We start from the raw sequence: 15,853 nt of genomic DNA on the forward strand, positions 1-15,853 counted from the left end.
CGCTTGAAACGCCCAGAATCCACCCCATCTATAAGGGTATCTGGCAGGTTTCTTCATTCAGGATGTGTTTGTTCATAGCTCCGGCCTGCTCAAAAGGAAGGTGACTAATGCGTATTGATCGTTTAACCAGCAAATTACAGTTGGCGTTGTCCGACTCTCAATCTTTGGCAGTGGGCCTCGACCACCCGGCCATCGAACCTGCACACTTGATGCAGGCACTCCTGGAACAGCAGGGTGGCTCTATCAAACCCTTGCTGATGCAGGTGGGCTTTGACGTCAACAGCCTGCGCAAGGAGTTGAGCAAAGAGCTCGACCAACTGCCGAAAATCCAGAATCCCACCGGGGACGTGAATATGTCCCAGGATCTGGCGCGCCTGCTCAACCAGGCCGACCGCCTGGCCCAGCAGAAAGGTGACCAGTTCATCTCCAGTGAATTGGTGTTGCTCGCCGCCATGGACGACAACAGCAAGCTCGGCAAGTTGTTGCTGGGCCAGGGCGTGAGCAAAAAGGCCCTGGAAAACGCCATCAACAACCTGCGTGGCGGCGAAGCGGTGAACGACCCCAACCACGAGGAGTCGCGCCAGGCCCTGGACAAATACACCGTCGACCTGACCAAGCGTGCCGAAGAAGGCAAGCTGGACCCGGTGATTGGCCGTGACGACGAAATCCGTCGCACCATTCAGGTATTGCAACGTCGCACCAAGAACAACCCGGTGTTGATCGGTGAACCTGGCGTGGGTAAAACCGCGATTGCCGAGGGCCTGGCTCAGCGCATCATTAATGGTGAAGTGCCGGACGGCCTCAAAGGCAAGCGCCTGCTGTCTCTGGATATGGGCTCGCTGATTGCCGGAGCCAAGTTCCGGGGTGAGTTCGAAGAGCGCTTGAAATCCTTGCTTAACGAATTGTCGAAGCAGGAAGGGCAGATCATTCTGTTTATCGACGAATTGCACACCATGGTCGGCGCCGGTAAGGGCGAAGGCTCCATGGACGCCGGCAATATGCTCAAGCCCGCCTTGGCGCGGGGTGAGTTGCACTGCGTCGGTGCAACTACGCTTAACGAATACCGTCAGTACATCGAAAAGGACGCAGCCCTTGAGCGTCGCTTCCAGAAAGTTCTGGTGGAAGAACCCAGCGAAGAAGACACCATCGCGATCCTGCGGGGCCTGAAAGAGCGCTATGAGGTCCACCATAAGGTGGCTATTACCGACGGTGCGATCATCGCGGCGGCCAAGTTGAGCCATCGCTATATCACTGATCGTCAGTTGCCGGACAAGGCTATCGACCTGATCGACGAAGCGGCCAGCCGCATCCGTATGGAGATCGATTCCAAGCCGGAAGTGCTTGATCGCCTGGATCGGCGCCTGATTCAACTGAAAGTCGAATCTCAGGCGCTGAAGAAAGAAGAAGACGAAGCGGCCAAGAAGCGTCTGGAAAAACTCCAGGAAGAAATTGTTCGCCTGGAACGCGAGTATTCGGACCTCGAAGAAATCTGGACCTCGGAAAAAGCCGAAGTACAGGGTTCGGCGCAGATCCAGCAAAAGATCGAGCAGTCCCGTCAGGAACTGGAAGCGGCGCGCCGTAAAGGCGACCTGAACCGCATGGCCGAGTTGCAGTACGGGGTGATCCCGGACCTGGAGCGCAGCCTGCAGATGGTCGACCAGCACGGCAAGCCCGAGAACCAGTTGCTGCGCAGCAAGGTGACCGAGGAAGAAATTGCCGAAGTGGTCTCTAAGTGGACCGGTATTCCCGTGTCGAAGATGCTCGAAGGCGAGCGGGACAAGTTGCTGAAGATGGAAAGCCTGTTGCATCAGCGCGTCATCGGCCAGGAAGAGGCAGTGGTGGCGGTGTCCAACGCGGTACGGCGTTCGCGGGCAGGTTTGTCCGACCCGAACCGTCCAAGCGGCTCGTTCATGTTCCTCGGCCCAACCGGTGTGGGTAAGACCGAGTTGTGCAAGGCCCTGGCCGAGTTCCTCTTTGATACTGAAGAGGCCATGGTGCGGATCGATATGTCCGAATTCATGGAGAAACACTCGGTGGCTCGTCTGATCGGTGCGCCACCAGGCTATGTGGGGTACGAAGAGGGCGGTTATCTGACCGAAGCCGTACGGCGCAAGCCTTACTCGGTGATCCTGCTGGATGAGGTCGAGAAGGCGCACCCGGATGTGTTCAACATCTTGCTGCAGGTGCTGGAAGATGGTCGCTTGACGGACAGCCACGGGCGCACGGTGGACTTCCGCAATACGGTGATCGTGATGACCTCCAACCTGGGCTCGGCTCAGATCCAGGAATTGGTGGGTGATCGTGAAGCCCAGCGTGCGGCGGTGATGGATGCGTTGACCACGCACTTCCGTCCGGAATTCATCAACCGGGTCGACGAAGTGGTGATCTTCGAGCCTCTGGCGCGGGATCAGATCGCGGGCATTACCGAAATTCAGTTGGGCCGCCTGCGTAGCCGTCTGGCTGAGCGCGAGTTGGACCTGGAGTTGAGCAGCGAAGCGTTGGACAAGCTGATCGCGGTCGGTTACGACCCAGTGTATGGCGCACGGCCACTCAAACGTGCGATCCAGCGCTGGATCGAGAACCCACTGGCGCAGCTGATCCTGTCGGGCAGCTTTATGCCTGGCACCCGCGTCACGGCGACGGTGAAAGACGACGAAATCGTCTTCCATTAAGGCCTGCGCTTGGCGCAACCAGAGAAGGCCCCGCATTGCGGGGCCTTTTTTTTCGATAGGGCGTTGAACTGTAAGGCAAAGGCTTGTAAAGTGCGCCCCGCAGCAACGTCAGCCCACGGGTTTCTTCTCCCCAAGAAGAAATCAGAAAGAAGCGCAAATCATTGTCTTAAAAGCAATTTAAAGGGTTGACAGGGGTTTTTAAGATTGTAGAATAGCGCGCCTCAGAGACGCTAACGTAGCGATACGGACAGGGTCGAAGAGGAAGCAACACAGCAGTAACTTTGAAATATGTAGTTCCGTGATAGCTCAGTCGGTAGAGCAAATGACTGTTAATCATTGGGTCCCAGGTTCGAGTCCTGGTCACGGAGCCAATTTCAAACCGGGGTATAGCGCAGTCCGGTAGCGCGCCTGCTTTGGGAGCAGGATGTCGGGAGTTCGAATCCCCCTACCCCGACCATATTTGGGTCGTTAGCTCAGTTGGTAGAGCAGTTGGCTTTTAACCAATTGGTCGTAGGTTCGAATCCCACACGACCCACCATTTTTGAGACCAGTTAACGCTGGAATCGAATCTTAAGATCAGAGGCCAAAAGCGCTGATCGAAGAAGGCGACTGAAAGGTCGCCTTTTTATTACCGGGGTATAGCGCAGTCCGGTAGCGCGCCTGCTTTGGGAGCAGGATGTCGGGAGTTCGAATCCCCCTACCCCGACCATATTAAAAATCCTCGTATCGAAAGATACGGGGATTTTTTTTGTGCTCGCAAATTCTGAATTCACCGCAAAATAAAGTGGGAGCGGGCTTGCTCGCGAATGCGCTGTGTCAGTCAGTACATCTGTGACTGAACCACCGTATTCGCGAGCAAGCCCGCTCCCACATTTGCCAGGCCTCCTCCGAGACCAGGTTGTTAATGCAATTTAAGGCGTGGCTCGGTGCCGCGGCCGATCTTGCTGCCCAGCATCAGCATCGCCGTGCGGAAGAACCCATACAGCGCCATCTGGTGCATGCGGTACAACGACACGTAGAACATCCGCGCCAGCCAGCCTTCCAGCATCACACTGCCCGTCAGATTGCCCATCAGGTTACCCACCGCGGAAAAGCGCGACAGCGAGATCAGCGAGCCGTAGTCGGTGTACTTGTAGGTCGGCAGCTCCTTGCCTTCGATTCGTAGCTTCAGCGACTTGGCGAGCAATGAGGCCTGTTGGTGAGCCGCTTGGGCCCGTGGCGGTACATTGCGGTCGGTGCCCGGCTGCGGGCAGGCGGCGCAATCACCAAAGGCGAAGATATTTTCGTCGCGGGTTGTTTGCAGGGTTTGCAGGACTTGCAGCTGGTTGATGCGGTTGGTTTCCAGGCCGTCGATGTCCTTGAGGAAACCGGGGGCGCGGATACCGGCCGCCCAGACCTTGAGGCTAGCCGGAATCACCTGGCCGCTGCTGGTGATCAAGGCGTCGGCAGTTACTTCACTGACCGCCGAGTTGGTCAGTACCGTCACCCCTAGTTTTTCCAGGGTCTTGTGCACTGGCCCACCGATCCGCTCCGGCAGTGCAGGTAATACCCGCGGGCCGGCTTCGATCAGGGTGATGTGCATGTTTTCTGGCTTGATACGGTCAAGGCCATAGGCAGCCAGTTCATGGGCGGCGTTATGCAGCTCGGCGGCCAGCTCGACCCCGGTGGCACCGGCGCCCACGATGGCGACGCTGATCTGTTCAACGGCGTCGGTCTGCCCGGCATGGGCGCGCAGGTAGTGGTTGAGCAGTTGCTGATGGAAGCGCTCGGCCTGCTTGCGGGTATCGAGGAACAGGCAATGTTGCGCTGCGCCCTCAGTGCCGAAGTCGTTGGTAGTACTGCCTACCGCAATCACCAGGCTGTCATAGCCCAGCACGCGGGCAGGCACCAGTTCGCGGCCTTCTTCGTCGAGGGTGGCGGCCAGCTGGATTTTTTTCTGCTCACGGTCAAGCCCGCTCATGCGCCCTAGCTGGAACTCGAAGTGGTTCCATTTCGCCTGGGCAACATAGTTGAGTTCGTCTTCAGAGGAGTTCAGTGAGCCGGCCGCCACTTCGTGCAGTAACGGCTTCCAGATGTGGGTCAGGTTGGTGTCGACCAGCGTGATGCTGGCCTTGCCACGCTTGCCCAGAGTCTTACCCAGGCGGGTAGCCAACTCCAGGCCGCCGGCACCGCCGCCGACGATAATAATACGATGGGTCATGGGGATATCTCGCAAGGCTAAAAGAAATCGGAGCAGTTACCCTCGTGAGCGCCAGGCGGCTCATAGCGTCAGGTAACTCAATAGGCGGCTCAGCGCACCGAGCCCGATTACCACGACCAGCACCACGCAGAGGAGCAGCCACGGCCGGAAAGGCTTGCGCTCGACTCTGTGCTGGGTAAGTCGCAGGTACTCTTCGACACGCTCTTGGTCATCGGGTTTCAGGCGGCTGGTCATAAAGGCCTCGTCAGGTAGACGTTGCAAAGGGGCGCCACGTTACAGCCAGGGGCATCAAAGGCTGATGCCGACATCAAACACTATGCTGCGGCCCAGGTTGTTGCGCAAGAAGTCCGGCGCGTCGGGATGTGCAAACAGCACCCTGGCAAAGGTTGGCCCCACCAGTGACAGCGAGCGCCAGCCTTGGCGCAGGTATTCGGTCGGCGGCGGAAAATGGCTGTTGAGGTCCAGCACTTCGCGTTTGAGGCTGGTAAACGCAATGAGGTCCAACTCCCCCAGGTCCATGCCGCGTTCTTTGTAGTTGTGGGCTTTTTTACGCAGTGTGGGGGCCAGGCGCAGCAGGAATTCATGGGCGGGAATGCGCCGTGGCTTGGCTTCGCGCCGTACCAGTTGGCTCAAGGAGAAAGCACTGCGCCTGCGCAGCAACTCATCGCGCCACTCGTCGTTCAGGCGACGGCCCTCGTCCAGCACAAAAAAGACCTCGAAGCTGGCGTCGCGAAACAACACGTCGGGCGGCTCCTGGCCCGCAGCGTGAAACTCTTCGACGCGGTAGGGCACGTTCAAGCCTTGCAGCAGGCGCTGGCAGACCCAACGCTCACGCTCCCACTTGCGGGCATTGGACAGAAACGCATTGGCTTGTTCGGCTGCTACGGTGAGCAGGCGCAAATAATCTGAGTCATCCATAGTCGCAGCTTAGCGTTCAAATGATGACCACAGGAAGTCTTGCCTTAAAAACGCGGGTGTAGAATGCTGATGTGGAGCAGGCCCAGGGACGAGGTGTGTGATGAGGTTTTTGGTAAAGGCAGAGCATCCGTGATCAGTGCAGCGGTTCTGGCACCCCAGACGCTCGGCCTCGGCTGGCTGGTGTATGCGCCCGTGTTGATGTGGGCGATGCTGCGCTCGCCATGGGTGGAGTTGTTTGCCGACCGTCGGCGCCAGCATTTGCTGTTCGGCACGGTGTTCGCGCTGTTCATGCTGTGGCTCGTGCGACGGGATTTCGATACCGGCGTGTCCTACCACTTTATCGGCATGACCGCCGTGACCTTGCTGCTGGATTGGCCGCTGGCAATCGTCGGTGGCTTTGCCGCCCAGCTTGGCTTGATGCTGTTGGGGCGCCAGGATCTGGCCGCGCTTGGCGTCAATGGCCTGCTGCTGATCGTGCTGCCGGTGCTGGTTACCGAAGGGTGCGCGCTGTTTGTAGAGCGGGCGCAGCCGCGAAACCCCTTTGTGTATATCTTCTGTTCGGGCTTTTTTGCTGCCGCCCTCTCGGCATTGCTATGCCTGTTGGCCGGCTTGGGCTTGTTGTGGTTCGACGGTCTTTTTGCGATGCCTGAGTGGTTGGAAGATTTTGTCGGTTACCTGTGGCTGATCATCTTTCCCGAAGCCTTTATCAACGGCATGGTCATCAGCGCGCTGGTGGTGTTTTGCCCGGAATGGCTGGAGACGTTCAACCGCACTCGCTACCTCTCGGCGCCGTGGAAGGACGACGATTCGCGGCGTTGATCCAGGTCAAATGCCAGGCCGCGGCGCGGGTCCATGCTCTGCAAAATTTTCAGGAGCACGGACAATGAGTGTGTACGAGTGGGCACGGCAGGAGTTGCGCAGAAGCCAGGATGCAGCGCAGGAAATCGGTTTTGACCCCGGCTTGACCTTGCGGGCCATGCTCAGTGCGGTCGTGCAGCAAAGCAAGGGTGTACGCAGTTTTGAAGACCTGGCCGACGAGTTGCAATACCTTGCAGAGAACCTCGACGACCAGCAGGAATATGCCTTTATGCGCCCTTAGTGGCGTGGCGGCAGGTCTTCGGAAAACAGTTCATCTTCGGCGTCAGGGGCCACGGGAATCTTGTGTTCTTCAGCGGCCCAGGCGCCCAGGTCTATAAGCTTGCAACGGTCCGAGCAGAACGGTCGGTTGAGGTTGGTCGCTTTCCATTCCACGGGTGCACCGCAGGTTGGGCAGTCGACGGTCAAGGGTTGGCTCATGATCGGCCTCCACGCAAAGTAAGGTAAAAGTGGTGCAGTCGCTCGACCTCGCCGTGCAGCCAGGCGAGGTCCTTATCGTTGACCAGCACGTCATCGGCATGGTTCAGGCGGTCTTCGCGGCTGGACTGGGCCTTGAGAATCGCCTGCACCTGTTGTTCGCTGATGCCGTCGCGCTGCAGGGTACGCTGAATCTGCAGTGATTGCGGCACGTCGATCACCAGGATGCGCTGGGTCATGCTGTACTGCCCGGACTCGATCAGCAGCGGCGACACCAGGATCGCGTAGGGCGATTGGGCGCGTGCCAGGTGGCTGCGAATTTCCTCGGCGATCAGCGGGTGCAGCAAGGCTTCCAGCCACAGGCGCTCTTGCGGGACCTCAAAGATCAGTTTGCGCAGCGCGGCACGGTCCAGTTGGCCGTCGGCTTGCAGCACGTCGCTGCCGAAGTGTTCGGCGATGCGTGCCAGGGCCGGGCGGCCAGGCTCGACCACCCAGCGCGCGGCGTGATCGGCATCCACCAGGTCGATGCCCAGCTTGATAAAGTGCTCGGCCGCAGCACTTTTGCCGCTGCCAATGCCGCCCGTGAGCCCAAGAATCCAGGGTGTTGCAACAGAAGTGGTCATCTGAAACCGACAGACTGCAAATAGAAGTCGGTTATTTGACCACCCCAGAGCAATGCAATCCAGCCGGCAATTGCCAGGCAGGGGCCAAACGGCATCGGCGCTGACACCTGAGCCTTACGCAAACGCAGCAGGATCAGCCCGGCAAGCACGCCCAGCAGCGAGGCCATCAGCAGGGTCATCGGCAGAATCTGCCAGCCGCCCCAGGCTCCCAGCAAGGCCAATAATTTGAAGTCGCCATGGCCCATGCCGTCTTTGCCGGTGGCCAGCTTGAACAGCCAGAACAGGCACCACAAGCTCATGTAGCCGATAACCGCGCCCCACACTGCATCGGGCAGTGGCGTCAACAGGTCAGCACTGTTGAGGATCAGCCCCAGCCATAGCAGCGGCAGCACCAGCACATCCGGCAGCAGTTGGTGGTCCAGATCAATCAGGCTCATGCCCAGCAAGCCCCAACTCAACAGCATCACCGCGCCGGCTTGCCAGCCGAAGCCGAAGTGCCAGGCGACAGCGGTTGAGATCAGCGCGCACGCGAGTTCGGTGAGGGGGTAACGCAGGCCGATGGGCTCACGGCAGTGGGCACAATGCCCCCGGAGCAACAGGTAGCTGAGCACCGGGATATTTTCCCAAGGCCGAATCGGTTGATTGCAGCGCGGGCAGCAGGAGTTCGGACGCATCAGGTTATAGGCCGGCCCACCGGGCTCGGCTGGCAAGTCGAGAATCTCATGGGCCTGGGCACGCCATTCCCGCTCGAGCATTTTGGGCAGGCGCCACGCCAGCACATTGAGGAAGCTGCCGACGATCAGGCCCAACACCAGCGCCAGGCCAACAAACGCCCAGGGATGTTCGCTCAGCAGCAGGCTCAAAATGCCGCCCCCAATTGGAACACCGGCAGGTACATGGCCACTACCAGCGCGCCGACAATCCCTCCCAATACGACCATGATCAGCGGCTCCATCAGGCTGGTGAGGTTGTCGACCAAGGTATCCACGTCTGACTCGTAGTGGTTCGCGACTTTTTCCAGCATGCGGTCCAGGGTGCCGGACTCTTCCCCGATTGCGGTCATCTGGATCGCCATGCCTGGGAACAGGCCGCTGTTATGCATCGATTGATTCAACTGCATGCCTGTGGATACATCGTGGCGCATACGTTCGATTGCCTGTTTGAAGGGGCCATTGCCGACGGCGCCGGCCACCGAACCCAATGCCTGTACCAGAGGGACGCCCGCCGCAAAGGTGGTGGAAAGTGTACGAGCGTAGCGGGCGACCGCAGATTTGTGCAGCAGTTTGCCTGCCATGGGCACTTTCAACAAACCTGCTGCCCACCAATGGCGAAACCCCGGGTAAGTACGGTAGGCGTGGCGCCCCACAACCAGCGCCGCGCCCACACCCAGCCCCAGCATCCACCACGCCTGTTGCAGCAGTTCCGACAGCGCGATGACCCCCAGGGTAAACCCCGGCAATTGGCCGTTGACCCCGGCGAACAAGTTCTGGAATTGCGGCACCACATGGATCAACAGCACTGTGCTCACCCCTGTGGCAATTACCAGTACCGCGAAAGGGTAGGTCATGGCTTTCTTGATCCTGGTTTTGAGCCGTTGGCTTTTTTCCAAATGAATCGCCACACGCTCCAGCAGGGTTTCCAGGGCGCCGGCCATTTCGCCAGCCGCCACCAGATTGCAGTACAGCTCATCGAAATGGCGGGGATATTGACGCAGGGCAGCGGCCAACGGGTGGCCGCTGGCAATATGCTGTTTCAACGCCTTGACCAGTTCGCGCAGCTGTGGGTTTTCGACGCCTTCGCTGATGATGTCGAAGGCTTGCAGCAGTGGGATGCCGGCTTTGAGCAAGGTGGCCAACTGGCGAGTGAACAGGGCGATATCTGCAGGCGTTATTCGCGTCTTGAAGATGTGTAAACCATAAGATTTCTTGCGCACACGCTCAGGGCAGATGCCTTGCTGGCGCAGTTGCAGCTTGATCAGCGCAAGGTTATGGCCGGCGATTTGCCCGGACACCCGGCGCCCTTTGCGGTTGATGCCTTCCCAGGCATAAATTGTCGACGTGTCGTTCATGTGAGGTTGACGCACCCAGGTCGTGAAGAATTTATAGCTTAGTCAGGCGGCGGATTCGGGCAGGCTGGCGCTAGGCGATAAAATGTCAGATTGTGCGTCTTGCAGGCGATGGACTGCGTGGGGATGAGTACACTGGCGCCGTTGCACACTACGGGGCGCAGGACGTGCCTTGTCATGGTTCTATTCTGGAGAGTGAAAGAGATGCGTCAAAAAGGTTTTACCTTGATCGAGTTATTGATCGTCGTGGCAATCATCGGCATTTTGGCCACCATTGGCCTGCCCATGTACACCAAGCACCAGGCCAAGGCCAAGTTCACCGCGGGGTTGGCTGAAATCAGCGCGTTAAAGGCCGGCTATGAGGACGTCATCAACCAGGGCACCACGCCGACCCTTTCCCTCATCGGGGGCACCAGCCCTACCGCCAACTGCGCGATCGAGGTGACAGGCGATGTGGCCTCGGGCGCAGGCACCCTGCGTTGTGAAATCCTCGATGCACCCGCGCCCGTGCTCGGCAAGACCATCACCTTGACCCGCAGCGCCACCACCGGCTGGAGCTGTGCCACCACGGTAGAGCCGCAGTACGCTGCCAAGGGCTGCGGCGCCAACGGTGCGTGACAGTCGCCGGGCGGTGAGCGAGCAAGTTGCTGCATGCCCAATGCAGTGCTAGCTTTAGCCCACCGCCCGTGTAGCTCAGCCGGTAGAGCAGCGCACTCGTAACGCGAAGGTCGCAGGTTCGATTCCTGTCTCGGGCACCACAGGCACCACTGTTTCAACGGCAATGTTTTCAGATGATCCCAGAATGGTTCTGAAGGCCAGGTGAGCCGGGCATTTGCGCCCGCTCTTTTGTAACTGCGCAACCTTGAAGACCCAGATGCATTCCCATTCCTCGATCTAAGAGAACAATATGACCACGACCGAAATGACCCAGGCCGCTCGGCACGAACAAGCACTCAAGCACTACCTTGAGGACACGCCGCAGCTTAAAGAAGAGATCAAGGACCTGAGTGCCGACGATCAGCGCGACCAGATTCAGTGGGCATTCGAAGATGAGGCCGAGAGTCAGGGCTACCAGCCTTGGGAGCTGACCCTCAAGTACACCTCGACACCACAAGAGTTCGAAGCTGCGCGGTTGGCCTTGCACAAAGAGGCGGCCGAGGTGCTGGGTGTCGATTGGGAAGAGTACTGCGAGATGAATAATCTTGTAGTTTAAAAGCAGCCTGTAGGAGCGAGCTTGCTCGCTCCTACAGTTACGGCATCTTTCAGATACTGAGGCGCATCGACAGGTCCACCGCCTTCACATCCTTGGTCATCGCACCGATGGAGATGTAGTCCACGCCGGTTTCAGCGATAGGCAGCAAGGTGGTTTCATTGATCCCGCCGCTGGCTTCCAGTTTGGCCTTGCCGGCGTTCAGGCGCACGGCTTCGCGCATGTCGTCCAGGCTCAGTTCATCCAGCATGATGATGTCGGCACCCGCCGACAGGGCTTCACGCAACTCCTCCAGGTTTTCCACTTCGATTTCCACGGGCTTGCCCGGCGCGATCTTGTGGGCGGCGGTGATTGCTTGGGCAATACCACCGCAGGCGGCGATGTGGTTTTCCTTGATCAGGAATGCGTCATACAGCCCGATGCGGTGGTTGTGGCAACCGCCGCAGGTCACCGCATACTTCTGCGCCAAACGCAGGCCGGGCAATGTCTTGCGGGTATCCAGCAGCTTGACCTGGGTGCTGGCGACAAAGTCCGCCAAAAATTGCGCACGGGTGGCAACCCCTGACAGCAATTGCAGAAAATTCAACGCGCAACGTTCACCACTGAGCAGCGAGCGGGCAGGGCCCTCAAGGTGGAACAACGCCTGGTTGGGGCTCACCCGTTCACCATCAGCCACCTGCCAGTGCACGGCAACCCGAGGGTCCAGTTGACGAAACACTGCGTCCACCCACGCCGTGCCGGCGATAACAGCCGCCTCACGGGTAATGATCGTGGCCTTGGCCAGCCGTTCGGCCGGGATCAACTGTGCGGTGATGTCACCACTGCCGATGTCTTCCAGCAGTGCGCGGCGCACGTTGGCTTCGATTTCGGCGGTGAGGTCGGCAAGACGGAGGTTCGGCATAACAGGCTCCACAAACAAAGTGCCTCGATTATAGGGCCAGCGTGCGTTCTAACCCAGGCTCGCCACTCATTTACCGCACAAAGTCAGAGTGTGCTGGCGCAACTGCCCTCGTTTGCAAGATAATCTCGCGCCTTGCAATTGGCGTCATAGCTTTGACGTCTTGGTGGTGATCGGGTATTTGCAGTGCCTGCCGGGCCTGCGCTCCGTCTCTCCACCTCTCAAAACCGCCGTTTCAGGAGGCCAGGATGCACAATGACGGGAAGGTGGTGCCTATCAACAGGGCGCAGGCCACGCCATCGCCGCTCGCGCGCCTGCCGGTGGTGTTGCTGCAGGTGCGTGACAAGGCTGCGCAACAGCTGCAGCAAGGCTTGCAGGAACTGTTCGATAACGCCGACGACACCCTGTTCGAAATGGCCGAAAAGGCCCGTAGCACCGTCGACCATCATATTTTTTTCGAGGCCATGCGCGACCTGCGCCTCAAGCGCAAGAACTTCGAGCGCGTGTTCATGGAGCAGCTGTTCGTGGCGTTCGCCAACCTTGGCCAGGCCCGGTGCAGCGGGGCACACCTGGTGCCGGTGGTGTCTTATGAGGAGGTCCCCGGCACCGGCGCCGATGACGTGGAAAAAGCCGTGGCCCTGGAGGCGATGCTCGGTCGGGTGCATCACCGTGATGGTTTGGCGCTGGGGCAGTTGAACGCGCGCGTAAGTGCATTGCTCGGCAGGCGCCTGGACGATCCTGAAAACCCATTGGGCCCGGCGCGGTTGTGCGAGTTTTTCCTGCAAGCAGGGCGCAGCCTGGGGGTGGAAATCCGCGTCAAGCTGGTCATGCTCAAGCTATTTGAGAAATACGTGCTCAGTGACGCAGACTTGTTGTATGGCGAGGCCAACCAATTACTGATCGCCACTGGCGTATTGCCGGAGCTCAAGGCGCTCCCATCCCGTCGAGCCGGCGGACGTGCGGCCCGGGAGCACCAGCATTGCACCGGCCAGGCGATGGCCGACCCGCCGCTGGATAAAAGCGGCCAGCAAGCGTTCAGTGCCTTGCAGAAGTTGCTGGTAGCCGTGCGTGGCAGCGTGGCCCCGACCCTTGAAGCCAGCGCCGAACCGCAACCCGTTGTCAGCCGCGATCTGCTGCGTCTGCTGTCGCATCTGCAGCAATATGTACCGGAGCCGGAGTGCGAGGACGATTTCGACCTGCGCAACCAGCTGGAACAGCTGCTCACCCGGGTCAGTGTCAAAAGTGGCAAGTCGCGGGTGTTAGAAGAAGCAGACGAAGATGTGATCAATCTGGTCGCCATGCTGTTCGAGTTCATGCTCGATGACAGCAGTGTGCCGGACGCTTTCAAGGCGCTGATCGCTCGCTTGCAGATCCCGCTGCTGAAAGTGGCGGTGCTGGACAAAAGTCTGTTCAGTTGCGCGGAGCATCCCGCGCGGCGCTTGCTCAATGATATCGCGAGCGCCGTCATCGGCTGGAGTTCGCCCCATGACCACACACGGGACAACCTCTACCTGTGTATCGAGCAACTCGTACAGCGCTTGCTGAATGAGTTCGTCGAAGACCCGACGATTTTCTCCCATTTACTCACCACCTTCAGCGAATTCATAGCCCAAGAGCGCAAGCGCAGCGAACGCCTTGAGCGATATACCCGTGACGTCGAGCAAGAGCATCTGCATATCAAGGTGGCGCGCCAGCGTGTGGCGCACGTGCTCAATCGACGGCTCGTGGGCGAAACCTTGCCGCAATCGGTGCTGCAATTTGTACAGCAGGCCTGGAGCCAGGTGCTGTTAGTGGCCGTTCTCAAGCACGGTGAACACTCGCTGCAGTGGCAGACGGCGCTGCGCACCCTGGATGAATTGGTCTGGAGCGTCGGCCTGCGTGAAGACACCGAAGCGGGCCGGCGTTTGCTCGAGCAATTACCCGGGCTGCTCAAGGCATTGCGTAGTGGGTTGGCCGATGCGGCGTTCGATCCTTTCAGTACCCGCGAGTTCTTCCTGCGGTTGCAGGCCATGCATGTTGAGCCGCTCGACAGTGAGGCGCTGGTTGAAGTCCGTGAGCCTTTTGCCCTGTGGGCTGGCCCGCCGGCTGCCGACGAACCACTGCCCCCTGATGACCCCGACCTGCTCAAGGCCCAGCAGTTGCGCGTCGGTGACTGGGTAGCGTTGCTGCAAAATGAAGCCGGTAATCTGCGCTGCAAATTGACCGCAATCATGCCGCCCGCCGATACCTATATTTTTGTCAGCCGAGCGGGTCTTAAGGTGCTGGAGAAAAGCGCGGGCCAGTTAGCCTTGGCGTTCAAGCAGGGCGCCCTGCATACCTTGAATGATGGCCCGCTGTTCGAACGTGCACTGGCCGCCGTAGTGGGCGACCTTCGGCAACTCAATCGCGGCAAGTGATCGCAACCGCAGGGTGGAACGCGGCATACTGGTCACACCTCGTCTCACTCAAGGAGCCTGTATGCAGTTGGACCCCGCCAGCGGTTGGTGCCAGGGCATTCGTCATTGCCCTTCGCCCAACTTCAACGAGCGCCCTGAAGGCGAAATCTCGCTGTTGGTGGTGCATAACATCAGTTTGCCTCCGGCGCAGTTCAACACCGGTAAGGTGCAGGAGTTTTTCCAGAACCGCCTGGATATCTCAGAACATCCCTACTTTGAAGGGATTGCCAGCCTACGGGTGTCTGCGCATTTTCTGATTGAACGTGACGGCACTGTGACGCAATTTGTTTCGTGCCGTGACCGGGCCTGGCATGCCGGTATTTCCGTCTTTGAGGGGCGCGAGATCTGCAACGATTTTTCTCTGGGAATCGAGCTGGAAGGTACGGATGACCTACCGTTCACCGATGCCCAGTATGCGGCGTTGATCGACCTGGCACGCCAACTGTTGGCCGCTTACCCCGCGATCACCCATCAACGTATTTGTGGTCACAGCGACATCGCTCCGGGTCGCAAGACCGACCCGGGCCCCGCTTTTGATTGGATGCGCTTTCGCAGCGCCCTGCAGGATGGAGGACACGAACGATGAGTTTCCTGGTGTTGGTGCTGGCGGTATGGATCGAGAAGTTCTCGGCCTTGCGCCTGCGGTTGCAGCGTGACGGTGGATGGCTGCGTGAGCTGGCCAAGCTGGAATCGAGCCCGCGCATGGGCAAGCGGCCCTGGTTGATCCTGCTGGTATTGGTGCTGCTGCCGGTGGCGTTGCTGGCGTTGCTGTTGCTGGTCCTGGAGCCAGTGGCCTATGGCCTGTTGGCATTGCCGGTGCACTTGCTGGTGGTTATCTACAGCCTGGGCCGTGGCGATCTATTGGCCGGGCTGGGGCCGTTTCGCGATGCCTGGCGGCGCGGTGACCTGCAAGCGGCCGAGCATGTGGCCGAACGCGACCTCAAGCTTGGCGCCGACAGTGGCGAGCAACTGCTGGAGCGTGTTCAGGGCTACCTGCTGTGGCAGGCGTATCAAAGCTTTTTCGCGGTGATTTTCTGGTATTTCCTGCTGGGCCCGGTGGCCGCCCTGGCGTACCGCCTGTTGGCGCTGGTCAGCGAAAACAGCCAGAACCCCTTGGTGGCCGAGCGCGCCACGCAATTGCGCCACGCGTTTGACTGGTTGCCGGTACGCCTGCTGGCGGCCAGCTTTGCCTTGGTGGGCAATTTCGTCGGGGTCAGCCGGGTGATGCTCCACGAACTGCTGAGCTGGGACATCAGCGCTGCCCAACTGATGGAAAAAGTCGGCCTGGCCGCCGCGGAAATTCCTCCCCCCGTGGTGGGGGCCGATGGCATCAACAGCCTGGATCGCCTGTGGGAGCTGCTGCTACGTGCGGCAGTGCTGTGGTATGCCGGGTTTGCCATCTGGACGGTGTTGCCCTGAGTAATAGCGGCGGGGTGCATCCATCACTCCCGCCGTTAACCTTACGTTACAAAACTCCCTTTCGAATTGAGCTATACAGATAGAGCGCCAAATAGTGGCTATCTGCCGTCGCCCTGCGCC

Annotated in this window: 16 protein-coding genes and 5 tRNA genes; 13 read left to right on the plus strand and 8 right to left on the minus strand. The window is 59.4% G+C overall.

The window, feature by feature from the left end:
* The first annotated feature begins 107 nt into the window (after positions 1-107).
* From clpB to AB4P90_RS04860, 5 genes are all read left to right on the plus strand, one after another.
* Positions 108-2,672 (plus strand): ATP-dependent chaperone ClpB, encoded by a 2,565-nt coding sequence (clpB, locus tag AB4P90_RS04840; protein ID WP_014716867.1) that lies wholly within the window; start codon positions 108-110, stop codon positions 2,670-2,672.
* A gap of 295 nt (positions 2,673-2,967) precedes the next feature.
* Positions 2,968-3,043: transfer RNA gene (locus tag AB4P90_RS04845), tRNA-Asn, on the plus strand.
* 9 nt (positions 3,044-3,052) lie between these two features.
* Positions 3,053-3,129, plus strand: a tRNA-Pro gene (locus AB4P90_RS04850).
* 5 nt (positions 3,130-3,134) lie between these two features.
* Positions 3,135-3,210 (plus strand) — tRNA-Lys (locus AB4P90_RS04855).
* A 94-nt stretch (positions 3,211-3,304) separates the two neighbouring features.
* Positions 3,305-3,381: transfer RNA gene (locus AB4P90_RS04860), tRNA-Pro, on the plus strand.
* Between the two features lie 192 nt (positions 3,382-3,573).
* Here AB4P90_RS04860 and AB4P90_RS04865 read toward each other — a convergent pair.
* The 3 genes from AB4P90_RS04865 to AB4P90_RS04875 are packed head-to-tail and all read right to left on the minus strand — an operon-like array spanning position 3,574 to position 5,790.
* A complete protein-coding gene (locus AB4P90_RS04865) occupies positions 3,574-4,872 on the minus strand; it encodes an NAD(P)/FAD-dependent oxidoreductase (protein ID WP_014716868.1) in 1,299 nt (432 codons plus the stop codon).
* Between the two features lie 60 nt (positions 4,873-4,932).
* Positions 4,933-5,106, minus strand: coding sequence for a DUF3094 family protein (locus AB4P90_RS04870; RefSeq protein ID WP_014716869.1), 174 nt, complete (start codon positions 5,104-5,106; stop codon positions 4,933-4,935).
* 54 nt (positions 5,107-5,160) lie between these two features.
* Entirely contained in the window at positions 5,161-5,790 is a 630-nt protein-coding gene (locus AB4P90_RS04875; RefSeq protein ID WP_003188431.1) for a DUF1780 domain-containing protein, read from the minus strand.
* Positions 5,791-5,919: 129 nt separating this feature from the next.
* Here AB4P90_RS04875 and AB4P90_RS04880 point away from each other — a divergent pair, with 129 nt between their 5' ends.
* Both AB4P90_RS04880 and AB4P90_RS04885 read left to right on the plus strand, forming a co-directional pair.
* Positions 5,920-6,609: an energy-coupling factor ABC transporter permease gene (locus AB4P90_RS04880; protein ID WP_038448869.1), complete on the plus strand. Its 690-nt coding sequence runs from the start codon at positions 5,920-5,922 to the stop codon at positions 6,607-6,609.
* 64 nt (positions 6,610-6,673) lie between these two features.
* Positions 6,674-6,889, plus strand: a complete 216-nt coding sequence (locus tag AB4P90_RS04885; RefSeq protein WP_003171680.1) for a hypothetical protein — start codon at positions 6,674-6,676, stop codon at positions 6,887-6,889.
* Here AB4P90_RS04885 and yacG read toward each other — a convergent pair.
* The 4 genes from yacG to AB4P90_RS04905 are packed head-to-tail and all read right to left on the minus strand — an operon-like array spanning position 6,886 to position 9,774.
* Entirely contained in the window at positions 6,886-7,086 is a 201-nt protein-coding gene (yacG, locus tag AB4P90_RS04890; RefSeq protein WP_003188437.1) for a DNA gyrase inhibitor YacG, read from the minus strand. The genes AB4P90_RS04885 and yacG overlap by 4 nt on opposite strands.
* Positions 7,083-7,706 carry a dephospho-CoA kinase gene (coaE, locus tag AB4P90_RS04895; RefSeq protein WP_032903992.1) on the minus strand — a complete coding sequence of 208 codons (624 nt, stop codon included), beginning with the start codon at positions 7,704-7,706 and terminating at the stop codon, positions 7,083-7,085. The genes yacG and coaE overlap by 4 nt, the downstream gene beginning before the upstream one ends.
* Positions 7,703-8,569, minus strand: a complete 867-nt coding sequence (locus tag AB4P90_RS04900) for an A24 family peptidase (protein WP_014716872.1) — start codon at positions 8,567-8,569, stop codon at positions 7,703-7,705. The genes coaE and AB4P90_RS04900 overlap by 4 nt, the downstream gene beginning before the upstream one ends.
* Complete coding sequence (locus tag AB4P90_RS04905) at positions 8,566-9,774, minus strand: type II secretion system F family protein (RefSeq protein ID WP_201913632.1); 1,209 nt, start codon at positions 9,772-9,774, stop codon at positions 8,566-8,568. The genes AB4P90_RS04900 and AB4P90_RS04905 overlap by 4 nt, the downstream gene beginning before the upstream one ends.
* Positions 9,775-9,975: 201 nt before the next feature.
* On the opposite strand from AB4P90_RS04905, the gene AB4P90_RS04910 reads away from it, so the two are divergent.
* The 3 genes from AB4P90_RS04910 (at position 9,976) to AB4P90_RS04920 (ending at position 10,984) form a co-directional block, all read left to right on the plus strand.
* Positions 9,976-10,389: a pilin gene (locus tag AB4P90_RS04910; protein ID WP_014716874.1), complete on the plus strand. Its 414-nt coding sequence runs from the start codon at positions 9,976-9,978 to the stop codon at positions 10,387-10,389.
* A 64-nt stretch (positions 10,390-10,453) separates the two neighbouring features.
* Positions 10,454-10,529 (plus strand) — tRNA-Thr (locus tag AB4P90_RS04915).
* Between the two features lie 149 nt (positions 10,530-10,678).
* Positions 10,679-10,984: a DUF6388 family protein gene (locus AB4P90_RS04920; RefSeq protein ID WP_014716875.1), complete on the plus strand. Its 306-nt coding sequence runs from the start codon at positions 10,679-10,681 to the stop codon at positions 10,982-10,984.
* Positions 10,985-11,033: 49 nt separating this feature from the next.
* On the opposite strand, the gene nadC is transcribed toward AB4P90_RS04920, so the two are convergent.
* Positions 11,034-11,882, minus strand: a complete 849-nt coding sequence (gene nadC, locus AB4P90_RS04925; protein WP_014716876.1) for a carboxylating nicotinate-nucleotide diphosphorylase — start codon at positions 11,880-11,882, stop codon at positions 11,034-11,036.
* 245 nt (positions 11,883-12,127) lie between these two features.
* On the opposite strand from nadC, the gene AB4P90_RS04930 reads away from it, so the two are divergent.
* From AB4P90_RS04930 to ampE, 3 genes are all read left to right on the plus strand, one after another.
* A complete protein-coding gene (locus AB4P90_RS04930) occupies positions 12,128-14,275 on the plus strand; it encodes a DUF1631 domain-containing protein (protein ID WP_103451984.1) in 2,148 nt (715 codons plus the stop codon).
* Positions 14,276-14,336: 61 nt separating this feature from the next.
* Entirely contained in the window at positions 14,337-14,900 is a 564-nt protein-coding gene (gene ampD, locus AB4P90_RS04935) for a 1,6-anhydro-N-acetylmuramyl-L-alanine amidase AmpD (protein WP_014716878.1), read from the plus strand.
* Positions 14,897-15,733 carry a regulatory signaling modulator protein AmpE gene (gene ampE, locus AB4P90_RS04940; RefSeq protein ID WP_019816975.1) on the plus strand — a complete coding sequence of 279 codons (837 nt, stop codon included), beginning with the start codon at positions 14,897-14,899 and terminating at the stop codon, positions 15,731-15,733. The genes ampD and ampE overlap by 4 nt, the downstream gene beginning before the upstream one ends.
* Positions 15,734-15,853: the final 120 nt, after the last annotated feature.

The sequence above is a fragment of the Pseudomonas sp. B16120 genome, from assembly GCF_044218845.1.
In the GTDB taxonomy this organism is placed as follows: domain Bacteria; phylum Pseudomonadota; class Gammaproteobacteria; order Pseudomonadales; family Pseudomonadaceae; genus Aquipseudomonas; species Aquipseudomonas paracarnis.

Bases quoted from the DNA above. Each gene is read 5' to 3' on its own strand.
- AB4P90_RS04920 (WP_014716875.1), top strand. From the start codon at position 10,679: ATGACCACGACCGAAATGACCCAGGCCGCTCGGCACGAACAAGCACTC.
- AB4P90_RS04910 (WP_014716874.1), top strand. From the start codon at position 9,976: ATGCGTCAAAAAGGTTTTACCTTGATCGAGTTATTGATCGTCGTGGCA.
- yacG (WP_003188437.1), bottom strand. From the start codon at position 7,086: ATGAGCCAACCCTTGACCGTCGACTGCCCAACCTGCGGTGCACCCGTG.
- coaE (WP_032903992.1), bottom strand. From the start codon at position 7,706: ATGACCACTTCTGTTGCAACACCCTGGATTCTTGGGCTCACGGGCGGC.
- AB4P90_RS04875 (WP_003188431.1), bottom strand. From the start codon at position 5,790: ATGGATGACTCAGATTATTTGCGCCTGCTCACCGTAGCAGCCGAACAA.
- ampE (WP_019816975.1), top strand. From the start codon at position 14,897: ATGAGTTTCCTGGTGTTGGTGCTGGCGGTATGGATCGAGAAGTTCTCG.
- AB4P90_RS04885 (WP_003171680.1), top strand. From the start codon at position 6,674: ATGAGTGTGTACGAGTGGGCACGGCAGGAGTTGCGCAGAAGCCAGGAT.
- AB4P90_RS04905 (WP_201913632.1), bottom strand. From the start codon at position 9,774: ATGAACGACACGTCGACAATTTATGCCTGGGAAGGCATCAACCGCAAA.
- nadC (WP_014716876.1), bottom strand. From the start codon at position 11,882: ATGCCGAACCTCCGTCTTGCCGACCTCACCGCCGAAATCGAAGCCAAC.
- AB4P90_RS04930 (WP_103451984.1), top strand. From the start codon at position 12,128: ATGCACAATGACGGGAAGGTGGTGCCTATCAACAGGGCGCAGGCCACG.
- clpB (WP_014716867.1), top strand. From the start codon at position 108: ATGCGTATTGATCGTTTAACCAGCAAATTACAGTTGGCGTTGTCCGAC.
- ampD (WP_014716878.1), top strand. From the start codon at position 14,337: ATGCAGTTGGACCCCGCCAGCGGTTGGTGCCAGGGCATTCGTCATTGC.
- AB4P90_RS04870 (WP_014716869.1), bottom strand. From the start codon at position 5,106: ATGACCAGCCGCCTGAAACCCGATGACCAAGAGCGTGTCGAAGAGTAC.
- AB4P90_RS04865 (WP_014716868.1), bottom strand. From the start codon at position 4,872: ATGACCCATCGTATTATTATCGTCGGCGGCGGTGCCGGCGGCCTGGAG.